Origin of the sequence: Streptomyces sp. NPDC086549 (assembly GCF_044746205.1) — a bacterium.
Lineage (GTDB): Bacteria > Actinomycetota > Actinomycetes > Streptomycetales > Streptomycetaceae > Streptomyces.
On sequence record NZ_JBIVBS010000009.1, the window covers coordinates 58188 to 76248 of the forward strand.

Annotated in this window: 18 protein-coding genes; 12 read left to right on the top strand and 6 right to left on the bottom strand. The window is 69.0% G+C overall.

Annotated features, from left to right (window positions below):
* Nucleotides 1-18: 18 nt before the first annotated feature.
* The 5 genes from ACIPSA_RS26725 (at nt 19) to ACIPSA_RS26745 (ending at nt 4646) form a co-directional block, all read left to right on the top strand.
* Entirely contained in the window at nt 19-876 is an 858-nt protein-coding gene (locus ACIPSA_RS26725; RefSeq protein ID WP_402638713.1) for a carbohydrate ABC transporter permease, read from the top strand.
* A complete protein-coding gene (locus ACIPSA_RS26730; RefSeq protein WP_402638715.1) occupies nt 873-1748 on the top strand; it encodes a carbohydrate ABC transporter permease in 876 nt (291 codons plus the stop codon). The genes ACIPSA_RS26725 and ACIPSA_RS26730 overlap by 4 nt, the downstream gene beginning before the upstream one ends.
* The gene (locus ACIPSA_RS26735) at nt 1745-2746 is read left to right on the top strand and encodes a zinc-dependent alcohol dehydrogenase family protein (RefSeq protein WP_402638717.1); all 1002 of its coding nucleotides are present in this window, start codon (nt 1745-1747) and stop codon (nt 2744-2746) included. The genes ACIPSA_RS26730 and ACIPSA_RS26735 overlap by 4 nt, the downstream gene beginning before the upstream one ends.
* A gap of 126 nt (nt 2747-2872) precedes the next feature.
* Nucleotides 2873-3028: a DUF6131 family protein gene (locus ACIPSA_RS26740; RefSeq protein ID WP_402638720.1), complete on the top strand. Its 156-nt coding sequence runs from the start codon at nt 2873-2875 to the stop codon at nt 3026-3028.
* A 298-nt stretch (nt 3029-3326) separates the two neighbouring features.
* Nucleotides 3327-4646, top strand: a complete 1320-nt coding sequence (locus tag ACIPSA_RS26745; RefSeq protein WP_402638723.1) for a cytochrome P450 — start codon at nt 3327-3329, stop codon at nt 4644-4646.
* Nucleotides 4647-4665: 19 nt separating this feature from the next.
* Here ACIPSA_RS26745 and ACIPSA_RS26750 read toward each other — a convergent pair whose 3' ends face one another.
* The gene (locus tag ACIPSA_RS26750; RefSeq protein ID WP_402638725.1) at nt 4666-5271 is read right to left on the bottom strand and encodes a vitamin K epoxide reductase family protein; all 606 of its coding nucleotides are present in this window, start codon (nt 5269-5271) and stop codon (nt 4666-4668) included.
* Between the two features lie 683 nt (nt 5272-5954).
* Between ACIPSA_RS26750 and ACIPSA_RS26755 the strand changes: the two genes are divergently transcribed.
* Nucleotides 5955-6551: a hemerythrin domain-containing protein gene (locus ACIPSA_RS26755; protein WP_402638727.1), complete on the top strand. Its 597-nt coding sequence runs from the start codon at nt 5955-5957 to the stop codon at nt 6549-6551.
* A gap of 103 nt (nt 6552-6654) precedes the next feature.
* Here ACIPSA_RS26755 and ACIPSA_RS26760 read toward each other — a convergent pair whose 3' ends face one another.
* Nucleotides 6655-7131, bottom strand: a complete 477-nt coding sequence (locus tag ACIPSA_RS26760; RefSeq protein WP_402638729.1) for a hypothetical protein — start codon at nt 7129-7131, stop codon at nt 6655-6657.
* Nucleotides 7132-7407: 276 nt separating this feature from the next.
* On the opposite strand from ACIPSA_RS26760, the gene narJ reads away from it, so the two are divergent.
* From narJ to ACIPSA_RS26785, 5 genes are all read left to right on the top strand, one after another.
* Nucleotides 7408-8076 carry a nitrate reductase molybdenum cofactor assembly chaperone gene (narJ, locus tag ACIPSA_RS26765; RefSeq protein ID WP_402638731.1) on the top strand — a complete coding sequence of 223 codons (669 nt, stop codon included), beginning with the start codon at nt 7408-7410 and terminating at the stop codon, nt 8074-8076.
* Complete coding sequence (gene narI, locus ACIPSA_RS26770) at nt 8073-8840, top strand: respiratory nitrate reductase subunit gamma (RefSeq protein ID WP_402638733.1); 768 nt, start codon at nt 8073-8075, stop codon at nt 8838-8840. Before narJ ends, narI begins: the two co-directional genes overlap by 4 nt.
* A gap of 124 nt (nt 8841-8964) precedes the next feature.
* Nucleotides 8965-9390: a hypothetical protein gene (locus ACIPSA_RS26775; protein WP_402638735.1), complete on the top strand. Its 426-nt coding sequence runs from the start codon at nt 8965-8967 to the stop codon at nt 9388-9390.
* A 422-nt stretch (nt 9391-9812) separates the two neighbouring features.
* The gene (locus ACIPSA_RS26780) at nt 9813-11555 is read left to right on the top strand and encodes an NACHT domain-containing protein (protein WP_402638736.1); all 1743 of its coding nucleotides are present in this window, start codon (nt 9813-9815) and stop codon (nt 11553-11555) included.
* Complete coding sequence (locus ACIPSA_RS26785) at nt 11555-12628, top strand: DUF6801 domain-containing protein (protein WP_402638739.1); 1074 nt, start codon at nt 11555-11557, stop codon at nt 12626-12628. The genes ACIPSA_RS26780 and ACIPSA_RS26785 overlap by 1 nt, the downstream gene beginning before the upstream one ends.
* Here ACIPSA_RS26785 and ACIPSA_RS26790 read toward each other — a convergent pair.
* Nucleotides 12614-13492: an alpha/beta fold hydrolase gene (locus ACIPSA_RS26790; protein ID WP_402638740.1), complete on the bottom strand. Its 879-nt coding sequence runs from the start codon at nt 13490-13492 to the stop codon at nt 12614-12616. The two genes, ACIPSA_RS26785 and ACIPSA_RS26790, sit on opposite strands and share 15 nt — an antisense overlap.
* 77 nt (nt 13493-13569) lie before the next feature.
* Between ACIPSA_RS26790 and ACIPSA_RS26795 the strand changes: the two genes are divergently transcribed.
* A complete protein-coding gene (locus ACIPSA_RS26795; RefSeq protein WP_402638742.1) occupies nt 13570-14166 on the top strand; it encodes a sigma-70 family RNA polymerase sigma factor in 597 nt (198 codons plus the stop codon).
* A gap of 20 nt (nt 14167-14186) precedes the next feature.
* Here the strand turns inward: ACIPSA_RS26795 and ACIPSA_RS26800 are convergent, their stop codons facing one another.
* From ACIPSA_RS26800 to ACIPSA_RS26810, 3 genes are all read right to left on the bottom strand, one after another.
* Nucleotides 14187-15287, bottom strand: coding sequence for a PP2C family protein-serine/threonine phosphatase (locus ACIPSA_RS26800; RefSeq protein ID WP_402638745.1), 1101 nt, complete (start codon nt 15285-15287; stop codon nt 14187-14189).
* Nucleotides 15288-15480: 193 nt separating this feature from the next.
* Nucleotides 15481-17052 carry an oleate hydratase gene (locus ACIPSA_RS26805; RefSeq protein WP_402638748.1) on the bottom strand — a complete coding sequence of 524 codons (1572 nt, stop codon included), beginning with the start codon at nt 17050-17052 and terminating at the stop codon, nt 15481-15483.
* Nucleotides 17053-17180: 128 nt separating this feature from the next.
* Nucleotides 17181-17897, bottom strand: a complete 717-nt coding sequence (locus ACIPSA_RS26810; RefSeq protein WP_402638749.1) for a CBS domain-containing protein — start codon at nt 17895-17897, stop codon at nt 17181-17183.
* Between the last annotated feature and the right edge of the window lie 164 nt (nt 17898-18061).

The window sequence follows — 18061 nt, forward strand, 5'->3', positions numbered from 1 at the left end:
GCCAGGCGCGCCCCGTTGATGCCGGCGCTGGTGTACATGGTGATCGTCACCCAGTTGCCGTTCGTCGCGACACTGGTGATCTCCTTCATGAACTGGGACGCTCTGCGCCCCGACGAACGCGGCTGGGCAGGGTTCACCAACTACAAGCTGGTCTTCAGCGACCCGGACATGCGGGCCTCGGTGCTCACCACGATCTGGCTCACGGCCGGTGTGGTGCTGTTCAGCCTCCTGCTCGGTCTGGGGGTGGCGCTCCTGCTCGACCACAAGTTCCGCGGGCGCGGAGCGGTGCGAACCATGATGATCGCCCCGTTCCTCGTCGTCCCCGTCGCGGCCGCTCTGCTGTGGAAGCATGCTCTCTACAACCCCGAGTACGGACTCCTCAACGGCACCCTGACCTGGATCTGGTCGCTGTTCGGCTCGGACGCCCCGCCACAGCCCGACTGGATCAGCTCCACGCCCCTGACCGCCGTTGCCGTATCCCTGATCTGGCAATGGACCCCGTTCATGATGCTGATCCTGCTCGCCGGACTGCAGAGCCGGCCCCTGGAGATCATCGAGGCCGCGCGGGTGGACGGCGCCAACGCCTTCCAGGTTTTCCGCCATCTGACCCTGCCGCACCTGCGCAGGTACCTGGAGCTGGCGGCCCTGCTCGGGTCGATCTACATCGTGCAGAACTTCGACGCGGTCTACACGATCACCTCGGGCGGGCTGGGTACCGCGAACCTTCCCTACACCATCTACCAGACCTTCTACCAGGCACACGAATACGGTCGTGCCTCCGCAGCCGGCGTCGTAGTCGTCCTGGGCAGCATCGTGGTGGCCACCCTCGCGCTTCGCACGGTGTCGACACTCCTGCGGGAGGAGAAGACCTCATGAGTTTCACCCTGGCCCGTGCCCGATCCCGTCGGCACCGTGACCACACCGTCGGGCACCGCTCCAAGGCTCTTGTAGGACTCGCGGCCTGGGCCGTAGGCCTGCTCTTCTTCGCGCCGTTCGCCTGGATGGTCCTGACCTCCTTCCACAGTGAGACGGACGCCGCCACCAATCCGCCTTCCCTCGCCGCGCACCTGACCCTGCACGGGTATCGCGAGTTCTTCGGCGCCTCGACAGGGGCCAGCCCCTGGCCGGCTCTGATCAACTCCGCCAACGCGAGCGTGGTTTCCACCCTGGTTGTTCTCGCGCTGTCCATCCCCGCGGCGTACGCACTGTCGATCAAACCGGTGCGCAAGTGGTCCGACGCGCTGTTCTTCTTCCTGTCCACGAAGATGCTTCCCGCAGTCGCCGGTCTGCTCCCGATCTACCTGGCGGCCCAGAACCTCGGGATGCTGGACAACATCTGGCTCCTGGTCATCCTCTACACGACCATGAACCTCCCGATCGCCGTATGGATGATGCGGTCGTTCCTCGCGGAGATCCCCGTGGCGATCCTTGAGGCCGCCGCGATCGACGGCGCCGGTCTGCCGACCGTCTTCCGCAGGATCATCATCCCGATGGCCGCGCCCGGTATCGCCGCCACCTCACTGATCTGCTTCATCTTCAGCTGGAACGAGATGCTGTTCGCCCAGGTGCTCACCGGGGTCCAGGCCTCGACCGGGCCGGTCTTCCTGACCAGTTTCGTCACCAGCCAGGGACTGTTCCTGGCCAAGGTCTGCGCCGCGGCCGTCGCTGTGTCCATACCGGTTCTCGTCGCCGGATTCGCCGCTCAGGACCGGCTGGTCCAGGGTCTGACCATGGGAGCCGTCAAGTGAAGGCCGCACTCATCACCGAGCAGGGGACCGTCGAGATGGTCACCGTGGAGGATCCCGCGCCGGGGCCCCGTGAGGTCGTCGTGGCCGTGGCGGCCTGCGGACTGTGCGGCACGGACCTGCACATCCTGCAGGGCGAGTTCGCCCCCGAGCTGCCCATCATTCCCGGCCACGAGTTCGCCGGCGAGGTGGTCGCCGTCGGCCGCGATGTCACCGAACTGGCCGTGGGCGCCCGTGTCGCCGTCGACCCCTCACTGAGCTGCAACGAGTGCTACTACTGCCGGCTCGGCAAGAACAACCTGTGCGAGCGCTGGGCGGCGATCGGCGTCACGACCGCGGGAGGTGCGGCGGAATACGCCGTGGCCCCGGTCGCCAACTGCGTCGTCCTGCCCGACCACGTATCCACCCACGACGCTGCCCTGATCGAGCCGCTGGCCTGCGCGGTCCGTGGGTACGACGTCCTGCGCAGCGAGTTGGCCCGTCACGTTCTCATCTACGGCTCGGGCACGATGGGCCTGATGATGCTGGAGCTGGCCAAGCGCACCGGCGCCGCCGGCGTCGACGTGATCGACATCAACCCCGTACGTCTGGAAACCGCGCGGATGCTGGGCTGCAGCAACGCCGTGACGTCCGCGGACGAGCTCGAAATGCCCCGTGGCTGGGATCTCGTCATCGACGCGACGGGCAACGAGAAGGCGATCCAGGACGCCCTGGGCCGGGTGGGCAAGGGCGGAACCTATCTGCAGTTCGGCGTCTCCGACTACGCCGCCCGGGCGACGATCCAGCCCTACCAGATCTACAACCAGGAGATCACCATCACCGGATCGATGGCGGTCCTGCACAGCTTCGAACGCGCCGCAGAGCTCTTCAGTGCCGGCGTGCTGGACCCGGAAGTCTTCATCAGCGACCGCCTGCCGCTTGCCTCCTACGGAGAGGCCCTCAAGCGATTCCAGGCAGGCGAGGGCCGCAAGATCCAGGTGCAGCCCGGCCTCGGGATCTGATCATCCCGGCAAGGCGGAACAGACGAGGCCGCCACGCCGGTTCTGCAGGTTCACCTGTGGAGGCATGACGTCGCTGTTTCGGGGGACCCGGGAGGCGGGAGTCATGAGAACGGCAGGAGGCACAGCATGATCGCCATCGGCATCATTCTGCTCATCATCGGTTTCGTCACGGGCATAGCGATCCTGTGGACCCTCGGCGTCATCCTGACCGTGATAGGCGCGGTCTTCTGGATCCTGGGGTCGATGGGCCATGCCGTCGCCGGCCGACGCCACTATTGGTGATCGTGCCGGCCCTTCGCCCCGGCGCCGCCCCCTCTTCGGTGGGGGCGCGCCGGGTCGAGTCATTCGCCACACGAGGGGTACTGGTGCGGCGGCTGAAGTGCGGCTCCCCGTCACATCTGAGGGAGTGTCGGTTGCTCAAGTGCCGTGGTCGTGTCCTGGTGCGCATGCTCCCCTGCGACCCGCCCGGTCAGCTGTGCGTGCCGAGGCGGGCTGTCACCTGGTGCGCCTGATCCCGTACAGTCCGTGTTCGGCGGTGCTCCGTCACGGCCAAGCCCCGCGGTTGACCAGGAGATGAAGCATGGACACCGAAGAAGGTCTGGGCTCCTTTCCCTACGTCCCCGGCATGCGGCGGCCGGTTCCCGAAGCCGAGCCCGGACTCGTGGAGCGGTGGCGTTCGGGGGGAGGGGAACTGGTTGAGCTGCTGTCCCAGGTGCGCGAGCGGTTCGGTGGCATCACCGCGTTTCGCCTCGGGCCGGCCCCCACCGTTCTCGTCACCGACCCGCAGGCGGTCCAGCACGTACTCGCCCGGCATCCGGAGCGGTACGTCAAGCGCTCCCACCGTGCCCGTGCCCTGATCGGTGACGGTGTCCTCGCCGCCAGCGGTGCGGCCTGGAAGCGGCAACGCCGGTTGTTGCAGTCCCAGTTCACCGGTACCGGGATGCGCCGCTACGAAGGGCGGATCACCGAGGCCGCCCGGACCACCGCCGGACGCTGGGACGGGTACTCCCGCACCGGGCAGACCTTCGACGTCGGGCAGGAGATGCGGCGCTTCGCGCTGGACGCCATCTGGCGCTCTCTCACCGGCCACCCCCTCGATGACGGGACCGAGCGCGAACTGGCCGCCGTAGCAGCTGTGGCCGCCGCCCTTCCGACTCTTCCCACCGATGTCAACGACGCCCAGAACGCCGTTGCCGCCGATCTCGCCCGGATCGACGCGGTCGCCCGGCACGCCATCGACGCAGCCCGCGGCGGGGCGGCCGGCCCCGACGGCCCCGGCCTGCTGCACGTCCTGGTCGACGCCGCCACCGAGCGCCCCGAGTACACCGACCGGCTGATCCGCGACGAGCTGGTCACGCTGCTCGTGGCCGGGCACGAGACCACCGCCACCACCTTGACCTGGCTCCACCTGCTCCTCGACCGGTACCCCGCCGCCCGCGAACAAGCCCTCGCCGCCGGCGGCGAAGGCTCGGCGCAACGCCGCCAGGCCATCCAGGCCCTGGTCCACGAGACGCTACGGCTCTACCCGTCCGCCTGGATCCTGCCCCGTCGGGCCGACGAGGACGACACCCTCGCCGGCTACGCAGTCGAGGCGGGCACCGACATCCTGGTCTGCCCGTACCTCACGCACCGCGATCCCGGACTGTGGCCGGACCCGGAGCACTTCGACCCCCGGCGCTTCATCACCCCGGACGGCCGACCTCCCCACCCGGGCGCCTACTTCCCTTTCGGCATCGGTCCCCGTGCCTGCCTCGGTCTGCAATTCGCGCTCCGCGAATCGACCGTCCTGCTCGAACAACTGCTGCCGGTCCACATCCCGGTCTTCTCCTCCACGCCCACGAAGGCGGCGTACGGCATCACCGTCCGCCCCGACGGCCCCACCCCCGCAACCCTGACCTGACCGGGACCGGCCTCGACGGTCACAGCAGGCTGCTCCAGTAGGACCAGAAGCGGGTGAGGACGAGCATGATGATCACGCCGTACCAGGCCGCCAACAACATCCACTGGGACTCCAGCACCAGGTTCAGGGCGCTGCGGCCGCGCACCGGCACGGGGATGACGCCGTGCTTGAGGTTGTGCAGCGTGACGTACCAGAACAGTGCGATGGTGATGACCCAGATGACGGCGCAATAGGGGCACAGCCGGTTGATTTCGTACAGCGACTGGAAGATCAGCCAGTGAGCGAATCCGACACCGGCGAGTGCCCCGGCGTTGAGGGCGAGCCAGAGCAGTCGGTGCAGGCGGGCTCCGGCGAGCACCGCCACGCCGAGGGTGGCGACGGCGGCGAAGGCGCCCAGGCCGAGCAGCATGTTGGGGAAGCCGAGCAGGTTGCCCTGCCAGCTCGCCATCGAACTGCCGCAGCCGACGACCGGGCTTATGTTGCAGCTCGGCTGGTAGGTGGGGTCCTTGAGCACGTGCCAGTCGTCGATGCTCAGCCGGAGGGAGGCGAGCCAGCCCACGATCCCGGTCACTGTCATCAGCCAGCCGATGCGCCTGCCGGCGCCGGTGGTGTGCGGCGGCGTCATGCGGCGCGGGGGGTAGGGGATGCGGAGGCAGAGAGCGTCCATGTGATGCGACGCCGGTGGAGCAGGGCCGGGCGGGCGAGGTGGCCGGCGGGGGTGCCCCAGATGGTGGTGGCCAGCGGGGGCCGGCCCTCGGTCACGCGCGACTGTCGCCGTCGTGCGGTCTGATCGTTCTCCATGGTCGGGAACATTAGGCGGGGGCCCCGCCCCGGGACTGGGGCCGAATGTCCCTGGTCAGGCGACCTTCTGGCCCAACTCGCAACGGCATCGATGGAGCCGGGGTCGGCCGTGCCGGGCAGGACGGCGGCGATGCCCGTTGTCCCCGGCCCTGGGAATGAGGACCGGTGGACGGTATGAAAGGGCCGTTCGGCCCATGCTGTGGCGCGCGTCGCGCGAGAGGCTGGTCCTCGACCGGTCGGGAGGTGCCACGGACCGCCGCGTTTGGCTGCTCGGCCTTGTCCTCTCGTGTTCGAGGCCGCGGCAGGCGCGACGTGGCACCCGGAATCGGTCGCCGTCCGGGCATCCGCTCTGCGACCGCCGGACGGTGTTCCGCCGCGTCCCCGGTTGCCGGCGCTCACCATGTGCTGGCCCGCTCGGTGTGCTGTCCGCGTCCGGGGCGTGGCGGACGACTCGTTCCGACCAGCACCGGCCGTCTCTTCGGGCCGTGAACCGCAGGAGAAACCTGGATGAGTGACCTCACCTTCGCGTCGGCCCCGGAGGACGCCGAGGCCCTCTGCCGCGCCGAGGCGCATCACGCCCGCCTGGCTGGGGAGTTGGCCGGGCACGTGACACTGTTGCTCACCACCGCCGGCCGCGACGACCGGGTCGCCGAAAGCTTTCGCGCAGGTCTTGTGGCCTTCTGCGATGCCGAACTCCTGCCGTATGCGGCGGCCGAAGAGGTCTCGCTGTATCCCGTGGCCCGCCGCCTGCCCGACACCCGTCTGCTCGTCGAGAGCCTGATCGGTGAACACCGCTGCCTGGCCACGCTGGTCGACGCCTTGCGCGACGCGCCCACGCCGGCCGGTGCCGCGGCGGAAGCCCGCGCGCTTCAGGTGCTCTTCGAGGAGCACGTGGCGAAGCAGAACGGCCTCGTCCTCCCCCTGCTCGCCGCGGCCCCCGGGGTCCGCCTCGCCAGGTTGCTCAGGAGACTGAACGACCGGGTTGCCCGTGCCACGACCAACGGTGGCGACACCGACGGCACCGGGAGGGCAGGAGACATGAAGGACGAGGACAAGAGCGGGGAGACGGATGGCTGTGGCTGTGGCTGCAGCTGTGGTGCCTAGGAAGCCGCCGAGTATGGTCCGGCCCAGGAAGGCGGATGGGGGTGCCGGGCGCGGTCTCGCCGCCCGGCACCCCCCATTCCCCGTACCGGAGTGGGGCTTCGTCTCACTTGGTGCGGGGCGAGGCGACGAGTGCCGTGCCCACCCCTGTCAGCAGTGCGCCGAGGCCGGTGACCAGTGACGTCAGCTGCCAGGCCTGGTAGGCGGACATCAGAGAGGCGCGCAACGTCTCACCCATGAAAGCGGTCTGACGGAGTTTGGCCAGTTTCTCGTCGTCCCCGGCGGCGTGCAGTTCCGCGGTGATCTCCGAGTAGGTGCGGCCGTTCGTCGCACGGGCCAGGTTGCCCTTGATCATGTCGGCGAAGGCGCGCGCCTCGGGGCCGGTCTCGACGGGCCGGCCGACGAAGTCCGCCAGGTGGGCGGGAAGTCCGCGTTCGGGGAACGTGATCCGCTGCGCCGCCAGTTCGGTGCGGATCTCGTTTCTGCCGGTGCGGCTGCGCCACAGCATCACGGGTCCGGCCGCCAGCATGGCCGCACCCATCGCCTTGAGCAGAGTGTCGGCTCCGCGGTTGGTGTATGTCATGGGTGTTCTTTCTTGTGTGGTGACACGGGGGTGTCCGGCTGGTCGAGGGCTCTGTCGCCGCCCGGGGCCGGAGAGAGCCGGCCTTCGGGTGAACGGTTGCCCGGGGGCGGGCCGGTGAGTCGTCGCCGCCTGGTTCGGGCTGGCACTGCTGGCGGCCGCCCGGGTCAACCTCCTCAACTGGGACGGCAAGAGCTCCCCGCCGGGGCTCTTCCCGCCCAAGAGCGGCGACGACGGCACAGCGGCCACCGGCAGTGATGCAGAGGGCGAGCCGAAACCATGAGAATCGCCAAGAGGACGATCAAGCCCGCCGCCCGCATCGAGCCGTGGCACGCGCACGCCTGGCAGGTCCACTCGCTGCTGCTGGCCTACCCGGACGAGCAGCAGCCGGAGCGTCTGTCCCTGGCCCGCCGGACGGCCGTCGCCCTGCCCGAACCGGTCCGCGAACCCCTGCTGCGCTTCACCGACCACGCGGAGCGTACCCCCGCCGACGAACTGGCAGCCGCCTATGTCGCCACCTTCGACCACCGCAAACGCTGCTGCCCCTACCTGACCTACTACGCCCACGGTGACACCCGCAAACGCGGCATCGCTCTGCTCCGCCTCAAGCAGGCCTACGCCGCCGCCGGCTGGCGCCTGAACGACGACGAGCTGCCCGATCACCTCGCTGTCGTCCTCGAATTCGCGGCAACCGACCCGCCGACCGGACACCGGTTGCTGCTCGAACACCGCGCCGGTCTCGAACTGCTTCGCCTGGCCCTCGCCGACGAGCACTCGCCCTGGGCGGCCGTCACGCAGTCCGTCTCGGCCACGCTGCCGCCGCTGGTGGGCGACGAGCGGGAGGCCGTAGCCCAGCTCGCCACCGAGGGACCGCCCGAGGAGCAGGTCGGCCTCGCTCCGTACACGCCCGAGCAGTTCATGCCCGACCCGGCAGGAGGCCCCCGATGACCACATCCCCTCAGCGTCTGACCACGGCGGCCGAGACCGGCACCGGCGGAATCCTGCTGTGGGTCGTCCTGCCGTACCTCTGTCTCGCCCTCTTCGTCCTGGGTCACATCTGGCGCTACCGCTACGACAAGTTCGGCTGGACCACCCGTTCCTCCCAGCTCTACGAACGCCGGCTGCTGCGCATCGGCAGCCCGCTCTTCCACTTCGGCATCCTCATCGTGCTCCTGGGCCACATCGGCGGTCTGGTGATCCCGGAAGGCTGGACGGATGCGGTCGGCATCAGCGAGCACACCTACCACGTGTCCGCCGTGGTGCTCGGCACCATCGCCGGCGTCTGCACGTTGGGCGGCCTGGCGATCCTGATCTACCGGCGCCGCACCGTCGGCCCGGTCTTCTCCGCCACGACCCGCAACGACAAGGCGATGTACGTCTCGCTCACCGTGACCATCGTCCTCGGCCTGTCCGCCACCGTCGCGGCCAACCTGGTCGGTGGCGGGTACAACTATCGCGAGACCATCTCCGTCTGGTTCCGGTCCATCTTCTACTTCCACCCCGAGCCCGGCCGGATGACCGGAGCGCCGCCGCTGTTCCAGCTTCACGCCGTCAGCGCGATGCTGCTGTTCGCCGCGTGGCCCTTCACCCGCCTCGTCCACATGCTGACCGCTCCGATCGGCTATCTCACCCGCCCCTACATCGTCTACCGCAGCCGCGACACCCAGCTCGGCGCCCGCGCTCCACGCCGTGGCTGGGAACGCATCGGGTGAGGGGACCTGCCCCACCGACGGCGTGACCTGACTCGGCGTCGATTTCGTGGCCGAACCGCTGACCGAAGGCGTCCGCGTGGCTAGCATGAAGCCCGAATTCACTTGCGCGACTGAGGGAATGCCTGTGCCTGAGATCGATGCGCTGCTCGACCAGATCGTGCCGGCAGCCGAAGCGGCGGTCGCCGCCTACGGCGTGAGTGTCCTGACCAGAGCCCAGGACGAGACGGCGGGGGCGACCGTACGGCTGGGGCAGCGGCTGCTCGCCAGGATCCTGCACCGCGGCGCCGACCCCGACCCCGTTCGAGCCGGCCTCACCGGCCTGGCGGGCGCGGGCACGGACCGGGATGTGCTGGCCTTACGGCGTGCGGAGTTGAGGATCGCGCTGCGGGATGCGCTCAGGGACTCCCCAGGCCTTGCCGATCAGCTCGCGGAGCTGCTGCCGGAGCCTCCCGCCGTCCAGGCCGGCGGCGAGCGCAGCGTCGCCCTCGCCGGAAACAACTCCGGGATCATTTCCACCGGCGACGGTGCGAAGAACACCCTGCACCAGTGAACGGCAGGACCGGTCCGCACGAGAACGAGCCGGATCCCGCCGAGCACCAGCCCGACCGGTCGGGCGGCGACCGGTCGGTCATCATGCACGGTGACAACCACGGCATCGTGAGCACCGGCGACAACGCGCACAACGTACTCGTCCTTCCCGCACCACGCCCCGCCGAGAACTCGCTGGCCGGGAAGGCCAATCTGCTTGCGGGCAGGGTCGCTGACTTCCTGAAGCGCGAGGAGGAGCAGCAGCGGTTGTGGGATCCGGCCCCGCTGCCTGTGCGCTGCCGACCGGTACCTCCGACGCTGACCGGCCGCCGGAACACCATCCTCGACGTCCCGGCCGAGCCGGCGGCCCCTCTCCCGCTGGACCTGACCGGTCCGCTGGACGAGATCGCGGCTGTCTACGAGGGGACAAGGCCCGGCAGGCTGATGGTGCTGGGCCGGGCGGGCTCGGGGAAGACGATCCTGATCCGGCGTTTCGCAACAGCCCGGCTGGACGCCCGCGATCCGATCAGCGAAGCACCCGTACCGGTGATCTTCAGTTTGGGATCGTGGAATCCCGCCACCACTCCATTACGGGACTGGCTGATCGACCGGCTGGAGCGAGACCACCCTTTTCTGGCCGGAGCCGGCCCCGACGGAGCGACGTGGGCCGCCGCGCTGGTCGGTGCCGACCGCGTGCTGGCGATCCTGGACGGGTTCGACGAGATCGCCGACGGCTTGCAAAAAGCCGCGCTGCGGGACCTCAGGGCCACCACAGTGCCGCTGCTGTTGACCAGTCGCCGCGCCGAACTCGAAGCCGCCGTGGGAACAACCTCGCTCTTCGCCGGTATCGAACTGGCCGACCTCACCCTCGACGACTCCGTCGCCCATCTGATGCCCGACACCGATACGCGCGCCTCCGACACGCCCTCCTGCGACGGCACGGACACCACCGCCCCGACCGGATGGGAGTACGTCCTGACCATGGTGCGCCGTCACCCCGACAAACCGGCCTGCGCCGCTCTCGCCGATGTGCTGACCACCCCCCTGATGGTCACACTCGCCCACACCGTCTACACATCCGGCCGCGATCCGGTGGAACTCCTGGAAAGGGCCGAGTTCAGCACCCGAGGAGCCATTGAAGACCATCTCCTGGACAACTTCATCCCCACCGTCTACGACCGCTTTCTCAGCAACCGACCCGACACGAAACGCCGGCCCTGGCGCGCCGAACGCGCCCGCCACTGCCTCGGCTACCTCGCCACGCACCTGAAGGAACTCGACACACACGACATCGAATGGTGGCGACTGGGAACCGCGATGAGCCTCCCTTCGCGCATGCTCGTCGTCGGGGTCATGAGCGGGCTCGTATTGGGAACCGTGTTCGGACTCGTCTCTGGACTCACGAACGGGCCCGGGGAGGTGTTCGTCAACGTGCTTCTGAATGTGCCGGGGATCGGGCTGACCTTCGGGCTCATGCACGGATTCGGGTCGAAACTCGAGGTCGGCGGCTCATTCGAACCGTCGCGCATGCAGATACAGATCCGCGGCGGGGCGAAGAGGGTGAAGGAGAGTTCCCTGCCCAGAATCCGGGGTGCACTCGTGGGTGGGCTGATCTTCGGGGCCGTGTTCGGACTCGGGCTGGCGATCTATGCGGGTCTCCTGGCTTACCCCTGGACCGTGATCGCCTTCGTGTTCGGGAACTGGCTGGTGGTCGGGCTCGTGCTCGGACTGGCGATCGGGCTCATACTCGCCCTCATGGCCGGGCTCGAGGCCGTCATCGACGCAAAATCCTCGGTCAGCCCGTCTGACCTGTTGAACACGAACCGCACGAACGTGCTCGCCCAAATGCTGGCGGTCGGGCTGACGCTCGGGCTCGGGTACGGGACTGTCGTCGCATTCGTGAACGGGTTCGCAACCGGGGTCACGACCGGGCTCGCGAGCGCGGTCGCGGTCGGGCTCGGGGTCGGCACGCTGACCGCCTGGGGTCGGTGGGTGGTCCTGGTCCGCATCTGGTTACCCCTGACGGGGCGGCTCCCGTGGGCGGTGAACGCCTTCCTGGACGATGCCTACCAGCGAGGCGTGCTGCGTCAGGCCGGCGCGGTCTACCAGTTCCGTCACGCGCGGCTCCGGGATCGCCTGGCCGAGGTCTACGCGTCACACGAACAGTCGACGGCAGGTGGTAGCTGATGAGTGTCGGGCACCGCACGGCACGCGGCACCAGGGGGTACGGGGCCGGAGCGGCCCTCGGCATCGTGGCGACCGCGGCAGCCGGGGTCGGCATCGTGGGGTTGTCGGGCTCCCAGACAGCTTCGGCGGAACCGGTTTCGCTCACGTTGCACTACACCTGTGCGTTTTCGGGACTCGGCAGCCAGCCTGTGACGATGGAGCTCGACGCGGATCTCCCGAACACGATCAAAGTCGGCAAGGCCACCCCGAAATCCGCCTTGAACGGAGTGACGACGGTGGACGCGAGCTTCACGCAGTGGGCCACACTGGTCGGCGCGAAGACCGTTGAGGGTTCGCTGGACGGGAACGCCACCGTGACCGCACCGCAGGGCAGCATCCCCCTGACCGTGCCCATGACGATCCCCAGGACCGCCATCCCGGCCTCGGGTTCGTTCGACGTCACCGCCAAGGGCACCGCGCCCTCCCTCACCTTCAGCCGACCGGGCAAGGCGAAGGTCACCGTCGGCGACCTCACCTTGCACCTCACCCCGAAGGACGCGAACGGCAACACGACCGCCGTGGGCACCATCAACGCATCCTGCGCACTGGACGCCGGGCAGAACACGGTCCTGCAGTCGATCGTCGTCACGGAACCGGTGAAGCCAACGGCGACGACGAGCGGCGAGGCCTCCTCCGGGACGACCGGCGGTTCGAACGGTAGGACGACCGGCGGGACCGGTTCCGGAGGCGCCGGGGGTTCGACCAAAGGCACGCGGCCCGGAGCGGGTTCCGGCCGTTCGACGTCGGGTACGTCGGGCACGTCGACCACGCCGAGTGCGCCGGCACACAGCTCAACCGGGTCCGCTCCCCGTCCCCCGACCGCTTCGCAAGGAGCACCGACCGTCGATACGGCACAGGACGATGCGACCAGCGCCGCCGACGACAACACGTCCGATGACCTGGACCCCAGGAATCCGATCGTGCTGACGACGGGCGTCCTCGTCGTGGGCGGCGTCGCCGCTACCGTCGGTTTCGGCTCACGGCTCAGGAAGCGCCGATCAAGCGAGCATCGCGGGCCGTCACCCGGACGGTGACGCGGTTGCCGCTGCCGGCCCGCCCGACGGAGACCTGTCTCCCAGGAATGCCGCAGTGGTCGCCACGAACTGTTCGGCGTCGTCGAACCAGGGATAGTGTCCCGCTCCCGACTGCACCACGAGCGTGGCATCCGGGAACAGGGCCGCGAACTCGGCCACCGACGCGGGAGGGCTGTTCAAGTCGAACTCTCCGGCCAGCAGCAGGACCGGCGCTTCACAGCGGGCGAGCGCCGCACGAGTGGTCTCCGGGTCGAAGGCGCCGTCTGCCGCGAAGCCGGCCACAGCTTCCCTGTTGCTCGGCCGACCGGCCGCATGGTGCCGCTGTGCAGCGGCGTCCCACCGGCCGTAATAGAAGGGGCTGATGGCCTCCCAGTCCGTGCCGGTACCCTCGGTGATCGCCTCCAGGGCGGCGAGCGCCGACGGGAACCACGGCTCGTTCTTGCGGAGCTGCGCGAGCCGGCGTCGCGTCTCCCCGGTGATCGTGATGCCGACAGCCCGGGTGCCGGGGCCGACCAGAGCGAGCCTGCTGACGCGGTGCGGGTACCGGGCCGCGTACTGCGTCGCGATGTTCGCGCCGGCGGAGTGGCCGAGCAGGTCCGTCCGGCGGAGTCCGAGGTGATCGCGCAGGGCCTCGACGTCGTCGACGAGGCGGTCGCAGCGGTAGGAACCGGGGTCTTCGGGAATCGCGGACCGTCCGGTGCCGCGAAGGTCCAGCAGGATCAGCTGCCGGTGTGCGGACAGGCCGCCGAGATCGCCTAGGTAGGCGGAGTCCGTGGGACCACCGGGGATGCACACGAGCGGCTCGCCGTCTCCGTGTACGCGGTAGGCGAGCTGAGTTCCGTCAGGCGCTGTGTAGGTAGGCACGACGCGGATCCTGGCAGTCATAATCCGGTTATACAACCCGGTTATGGCGATGGGGGGTTTGGCTGTATAACCGAGCTGTGGCAGGCGAAGAGGGCACGCGTCAGAACCCGGGGGCACTGACCGAGGAGCAGGCCGAGCGGATACTCGCCGGTATGAACGAGGTCATCCGCGCGGGTGAGGAGATGCGGAAGCTGCGCGCGGAAATGATCAAGCTGTTCGCCGGCCTCGGCTGGACACAGGACAAGATCGCCGAGCTCGCGGACATGAGTCAGCCCGCCGTGTCCAAGCAGGTGGCGAAGTGCAAGACCGGCGACCGGCCGCCCCCGATGGAGCTCCACCTCGACCAGCGAGACGTCCCGTGGCTCGAAGGGCGCCTGTGGGGCCTTGCCGAGGCAGTCTCCGAGGCCCTGGACGGCGGCGCCCACTGCACTCGCTTCGTCAACGACCTCGGTCGGGGGAAGAAGCGCTTCACGCCGCCCCAGAACGTCGATGACCTGCGGCGCCTTCTCGAAGAGGATCTGAAGCGGCATCAGGCACGGCTGCCTGGCAGCTACCGGGACGCGTACGACGAGATCAGCCGCCGTCTGGACATCCCCGAGAAGGTCACCGCCACCGGATCGGCCTCCGTGCGTCGCGCCCTCGCCCATGAGATCCAGCGCGATCGGCTCAGGTGAGGGTGGCTCCGCGACGGGGTTCAGGACCTCGGGAGTCCGTCTTCCCCGTCGAGCCGCTCGACGAGGAGCATCGCCGCGTCATCCGCCAGGTAGCCTCCGGTGTGGCGGACCAGGCCCCGGTGCAGACGGTCCAGGAACTCCGACGGGGTGCACGGGTGCACCGCTTCCATGGCCTCGGGCAGGGCGAAGAAATCGTTGTCAGGGCTTCGGGCCTCGATCACGCCGTCGGTGTGCAGCAGCAGACGGTCACCTGGCGCAAACGGAAAGCGCTCGGCCAGTGGAGGGGCGACGGTCATGAACTCCTCCAGGCCCAACGGCGGCAGCTCTGTGGTGGACGTCAACGCCTCGACCTTGCCGTGGCGCACCATCAGCGGGGGTGGATGGCCGCGATTCACCACCTGAACCTCGAAGCTGTCGTTCACCTCTGCCACGACAGCGGTGACGAAACCCTCGGTCTGGTCCTCCTCGGCGCCCTGACCGGCCGCCGTCGGCATGGCGCACTCCCGTTCGATTGCGGCCGCGCAGTGGTTCACCACCTCCACCAGGTCCGCCTCGTAGTGCGCGGCCTCCCGGAAAGCACCCAGCACGGCTGCGGCCAGGCGCACGGCAGGCAGCCCCTTGCCCCGGACGTCACCAACGATCATCCGCACCCCGTACCGGGTCTGCGTGGCCTCGTACAGATCACCACCGATCTGCGCCCCTGTCTCAGCCGCGAGGTACATGCTGGCCATCCGTACCGGACCGAGCCGGGCCGGCACACCTCGCAGAAGGACCCGTTGGGCGGCCTCGGCAATCCGGCGGACCTGGTCGAGCTCGATCTGTCTGCGCGTACGCATGGCGTTACTCACGATGACGCTGGCCACCGACACCATGAGCAGGGACAGGAGGTTGCTGTAGACCTGGCCACCCCAACTCTGGTGGAGGCCGGCCGTGATCAGGGTGACGGCGCAGGCTCCGGCGGCCGCCGAAAGAATGCCTTTCGGCCCCATCGTCAGCGAAGCCAGAGCCGGCGTCGCGGCGAGGATGGGGCCGGTTACCACAGCATGCGCGGGCGAGAGCTCGATCCCCAGCGCGAACAGTACGATCATGAACGGCGCCCACCGTCCGAGCGTGAAGAGCACCCGGCAATGACCGCCCGCCTCTGATCGGCCAGCTGAGCGGAGGAGCGACCGCATGAGTACAGCCTGACTCACTGAGGTCGAGTGTTCCACTCGCCCTCCTCGTCCCCGGACCCCGTGGGGCAGCGACGACGGTCCCTGCAGAGCCGCAACTTCGTGGGGGCCATGCCTCCGGGTATTTCCCCCTCCGCGTGCTCTACCTGCGATGCATCGTTTCCAGGGCGCCGGCCAGTACATGGGGGTCGTGGTGGCCCTTGTAGACCGCCGGCGGCCGCTTGTCCAGCTTGAGGAGTCGGGCCACGGCGGTCCAGGCCGTGCGCACGGAGTACTCGACGGTGAAGACGACGTCGTCGGGCACTTCGGCGAACTGGCCGATGAAGGCGAGGTTGACCGATCCGTCGGGCACGACCTCGGGTCGGTCCTCCCGGCGGCGTACCAGGAACTGGCTCGTGATGTAAGGCATCACGCAGGGCACCACGGTGGACGTCTCCAGGACCCGCGCCGCCGTCTGCTCGTCGAACCGCAGATGGTGCAGTACCTCTTCCAGGATCTCCCGTCCGGAGCACATGGTCATCGGCTTGGGCGTCTGGTTGCCGGCCCGGTCGGGGAACAGGCCGTAGCCCCACCAGACTCCGACGTCCTCGGGCTGGTCGCGGTAGACGGGCTGGCGGTTGGCGACGATGGTGAGCAGCCAGTTGGATTCGGTGAAGGTCATCAGCCCGCCCCTGCCGGTCGGGCGCCCGCTGAACTTCTCCAGCGCCGCGAGGAAGGCGGGGTCCTTGGTGGTGACCGTGAAGGACTCCCAGCGGGACTCCTTGACGTGCTTGTCGAAGGCGGCCGGGTTGCCGAAGTTCTCGCGTCCGCGGGCCAGCCGATGCCAGAGCAGCCAGGCGTCCGAGCGGTGGGGAGCCGGGGGCGGGGCAGAGGTGTGCGAGCCGAGGCTGGAGGCGTCGGTCATGGAACCGTTGGTGACCAGGACCAGATCCTCCGGAGCCACGGAAACCTTCTCGTCCTGGCCGTGCCGGCTCAGGAACAGGGTGTCGACGGTACCGCTGCGGATGCCCGGCGTGAATCCGAGGTCGGTCACACGGCAGCCGGTGTGCACGGTGACGCCGCGTTCCCGCAGCCAGGCGGTCAGCGGCCGCACGATGGAGTCGTACTGGTTGTAGCGGGTCCGGTGGATGCCCGACATGGAGGCGAACTCGGGGAAGAGGTGGATGAAGCGCCGGAGGTAGCGCCGGAACTCGATCGCGCTGTGCCAGGGCTGGAAGGCGAACGTGGTGCACCACATGAACCAGAAGTTGGTGGCGAAGAAGTGCTCGCCGAAGCAGTCCGTGATCCGCTTGCCGTCCAGGTGCTCCTCGGGGGTCGCCAGGCACCGGACCAGCTCCATCCGGTCCCGCTCGGAGAAGCCCATCGAGCCGGTGTCGACTATCTTGCCGTCACCGTCGACGAGTCGGGCGATGTCGTCCCAGGCGAAGTCCTCGTGCCCGGCCAGGATCTCATCGGTCACGGACACGGCGGGATCATCGAGGGTGGGGATACCGGACAGCAGATCGTAGGTGCAGCGGAACTCGGCCTCGAACATCCGCCCGCCGCGCATGGTGTAGCCGGCGTCCGCGGTGCCGCCCGCGTCCAGGCTGCCGCCGATGGTCCGCTGTTCCTCGAAGAGGTGGATGTCGGATCCCTTGAAACCGCCGTCGCGGATCAGAAACGCGGCCGCGGCAAGTGCCGCGATGCCGCTGCCCACCAGATACGCCTTCGCCATCACACAACTCCTGGTTCTCACACATGGATCGGGGACCGCACGTCTCATGGTTTCCCTCGGCGCGGGCTTGCGTCAGTGGGCCGTTGGGCACCTCCCTGGCCCGGACGGCCCACAGAGGTCCCCCTCGCTCACTCGGCGGCTTCCGCGGGTGCGGCGCTCGCGACCCGCTCCGCAGCACGGTCGGCCGACGGGGCGTGATCGCCGCACCGGGTGAGGTCGAACTCCACGTCCACGACACCCTCGACCGCTCGGATCAGACGCGCGGCCACAGGGATGAGCGATGTGTCCCGCACACTTCCGCCGAGCCGCACGACTCCCTCGCGCACCGCCACGCGCACGGCTGATGCCGGCGCAGGGAAGAGATAGGACACCACTTCCCGGCGCACCTCCTCGGCGATCTCCTCGTCGTCCCGCAGGAACACCTTCAGCAGGTCGGCACGGCTGACGACGCCCTGCAGCATGCCCAGCTCGTCGACCACGGGGAGCCGCTTGACCCTGGCGTGGGCCATGGATCGCGCGGCCTGAGCGAGGGTCGCGTCGGCGCGTACGGTGAGGGCCGGCGAGGTCATCAGTTCTCCCGCGGTCACGGCCCCTGCCTTCGCGAGATCGTCCAGGCGGTGCAACTGGGTCAGCCGGTCGGGGTCGCTGTCGCGGAACTCCTCCTTGGGCAGCAGGTCGGCCTCGGAGACGACACCGACGACGCGGCCCTCACCCTCCAGAACAGGGAGGGCGCTGACCTTCCAGTCCTGCATCATGCGGATGATCTCCTTGAAGCCGGCCCCGCGGCCGACGGCAGCGACGGTATGGGTCATCACGTCGCTCACGATGTGCGGGCCGCCTGGCATGGTGCCTCCTTGGTCTGGGTCGCTTCGATTCGTGGGACCGGTCAGCGGGCTCCCGCTGCCGTACGGGGCGTAGAGGTCCAGCAGCCGGGTGCGTGCCGAAGAGCCAGGGCCTCCAGCAGGGCGTACCGGCCTCTCCACTCAGCGTCGTCCACGGCGCAGGCCCA

Coding starts and splice junctions, on each gene's coding strand:
- ACIPSA_RS26725 (WP_402638713.1), top strand. CDS start 19: ATGCCGGCGCTGGTGTACATGGTGATCGTCACCCAGTTGCCGTTCGTC.
- ACIPSA_RS26730 (WP_402638715.1), top strand. CDS start 873: ATGAGTTTCACCCTGGCCCGTGCCCGATCCCGTCGGCACCGTGACCAC.
- ACIPSA_RS26740 (WP_402638720.1), top strand. CDS start 2,873: ATGATCGCCATCGGCATCATTCTGCTCATCATCGGTTTCGTCACGGGC.
- ACIPSA_RS26745 (WP_402638723.1), top strand. CDS start 3,327: ATGGACACCGAAGAAGGTCTGGGCTCCTTTCCCTACGTCCCCGGCATG.
- ACIPSA_RS26750 (WP_402638725.1), bottom strand. CDS start 5,271: ATGACGCCGCCGCACACCACCGGCGCCGGCAGGCGCATCGGCTGGCTG.
- ACIPSA_RS26755 (WP_402638727.1), top strand. CDS start 5,955: ATGAGTGACCTCACCTTCGCGTCGGCCCCGGAGGACGCCGAGGCCCTC.
- ACIPSA_RS26760 (WP_402638729.1), bottom strand. CDS start 7,131: ATGACATACACCAACCGCGGAGCCGACACTCTGCTCAAGGCGATGGGT.
- narJ (WP_402638731.1), top strand. CDS start 7,408: ATGAGAATCGCCAAGAGGACGATCAAGCCCGCCGCCCGCATCGAGCCG.
- narI (WP_402638733.1), top strand. CDS start 8,073: ATGACCACATCCCCTCAGCGTCTGACCACGGCGGCCGAGACCGGCACC.
- ACIPSA_RS26780 (WP_402638736.1), top strand. CDS start 9,813: ATGGTGCTGGGCCGGGCGGGCTCGGGGAAGACGATCCTGATCCGGCGT.
- ACIPSA_RS26785 (WP_402638739.1), top strand. CDS start 11,555: ATGAGTGTCGGGCACCGCACGGCACGCGGCACCAGGGGGTACGGGGCC.
- ACIPSA_RS26805 (WP_402638748.1), bottom strand. CDS start 17,052: ATGGCGAAGGCGTATCTGGTGGGCAGCGGCATCGCGGCACTTGCCGCG.
- ACIPSA_RS26810 (WP_402638749.1), bottom strand. CDS start 17,897: ATGCCAGGCGGCCCGCACATCGTGAGCGACGTGATGACCCATACCGTC.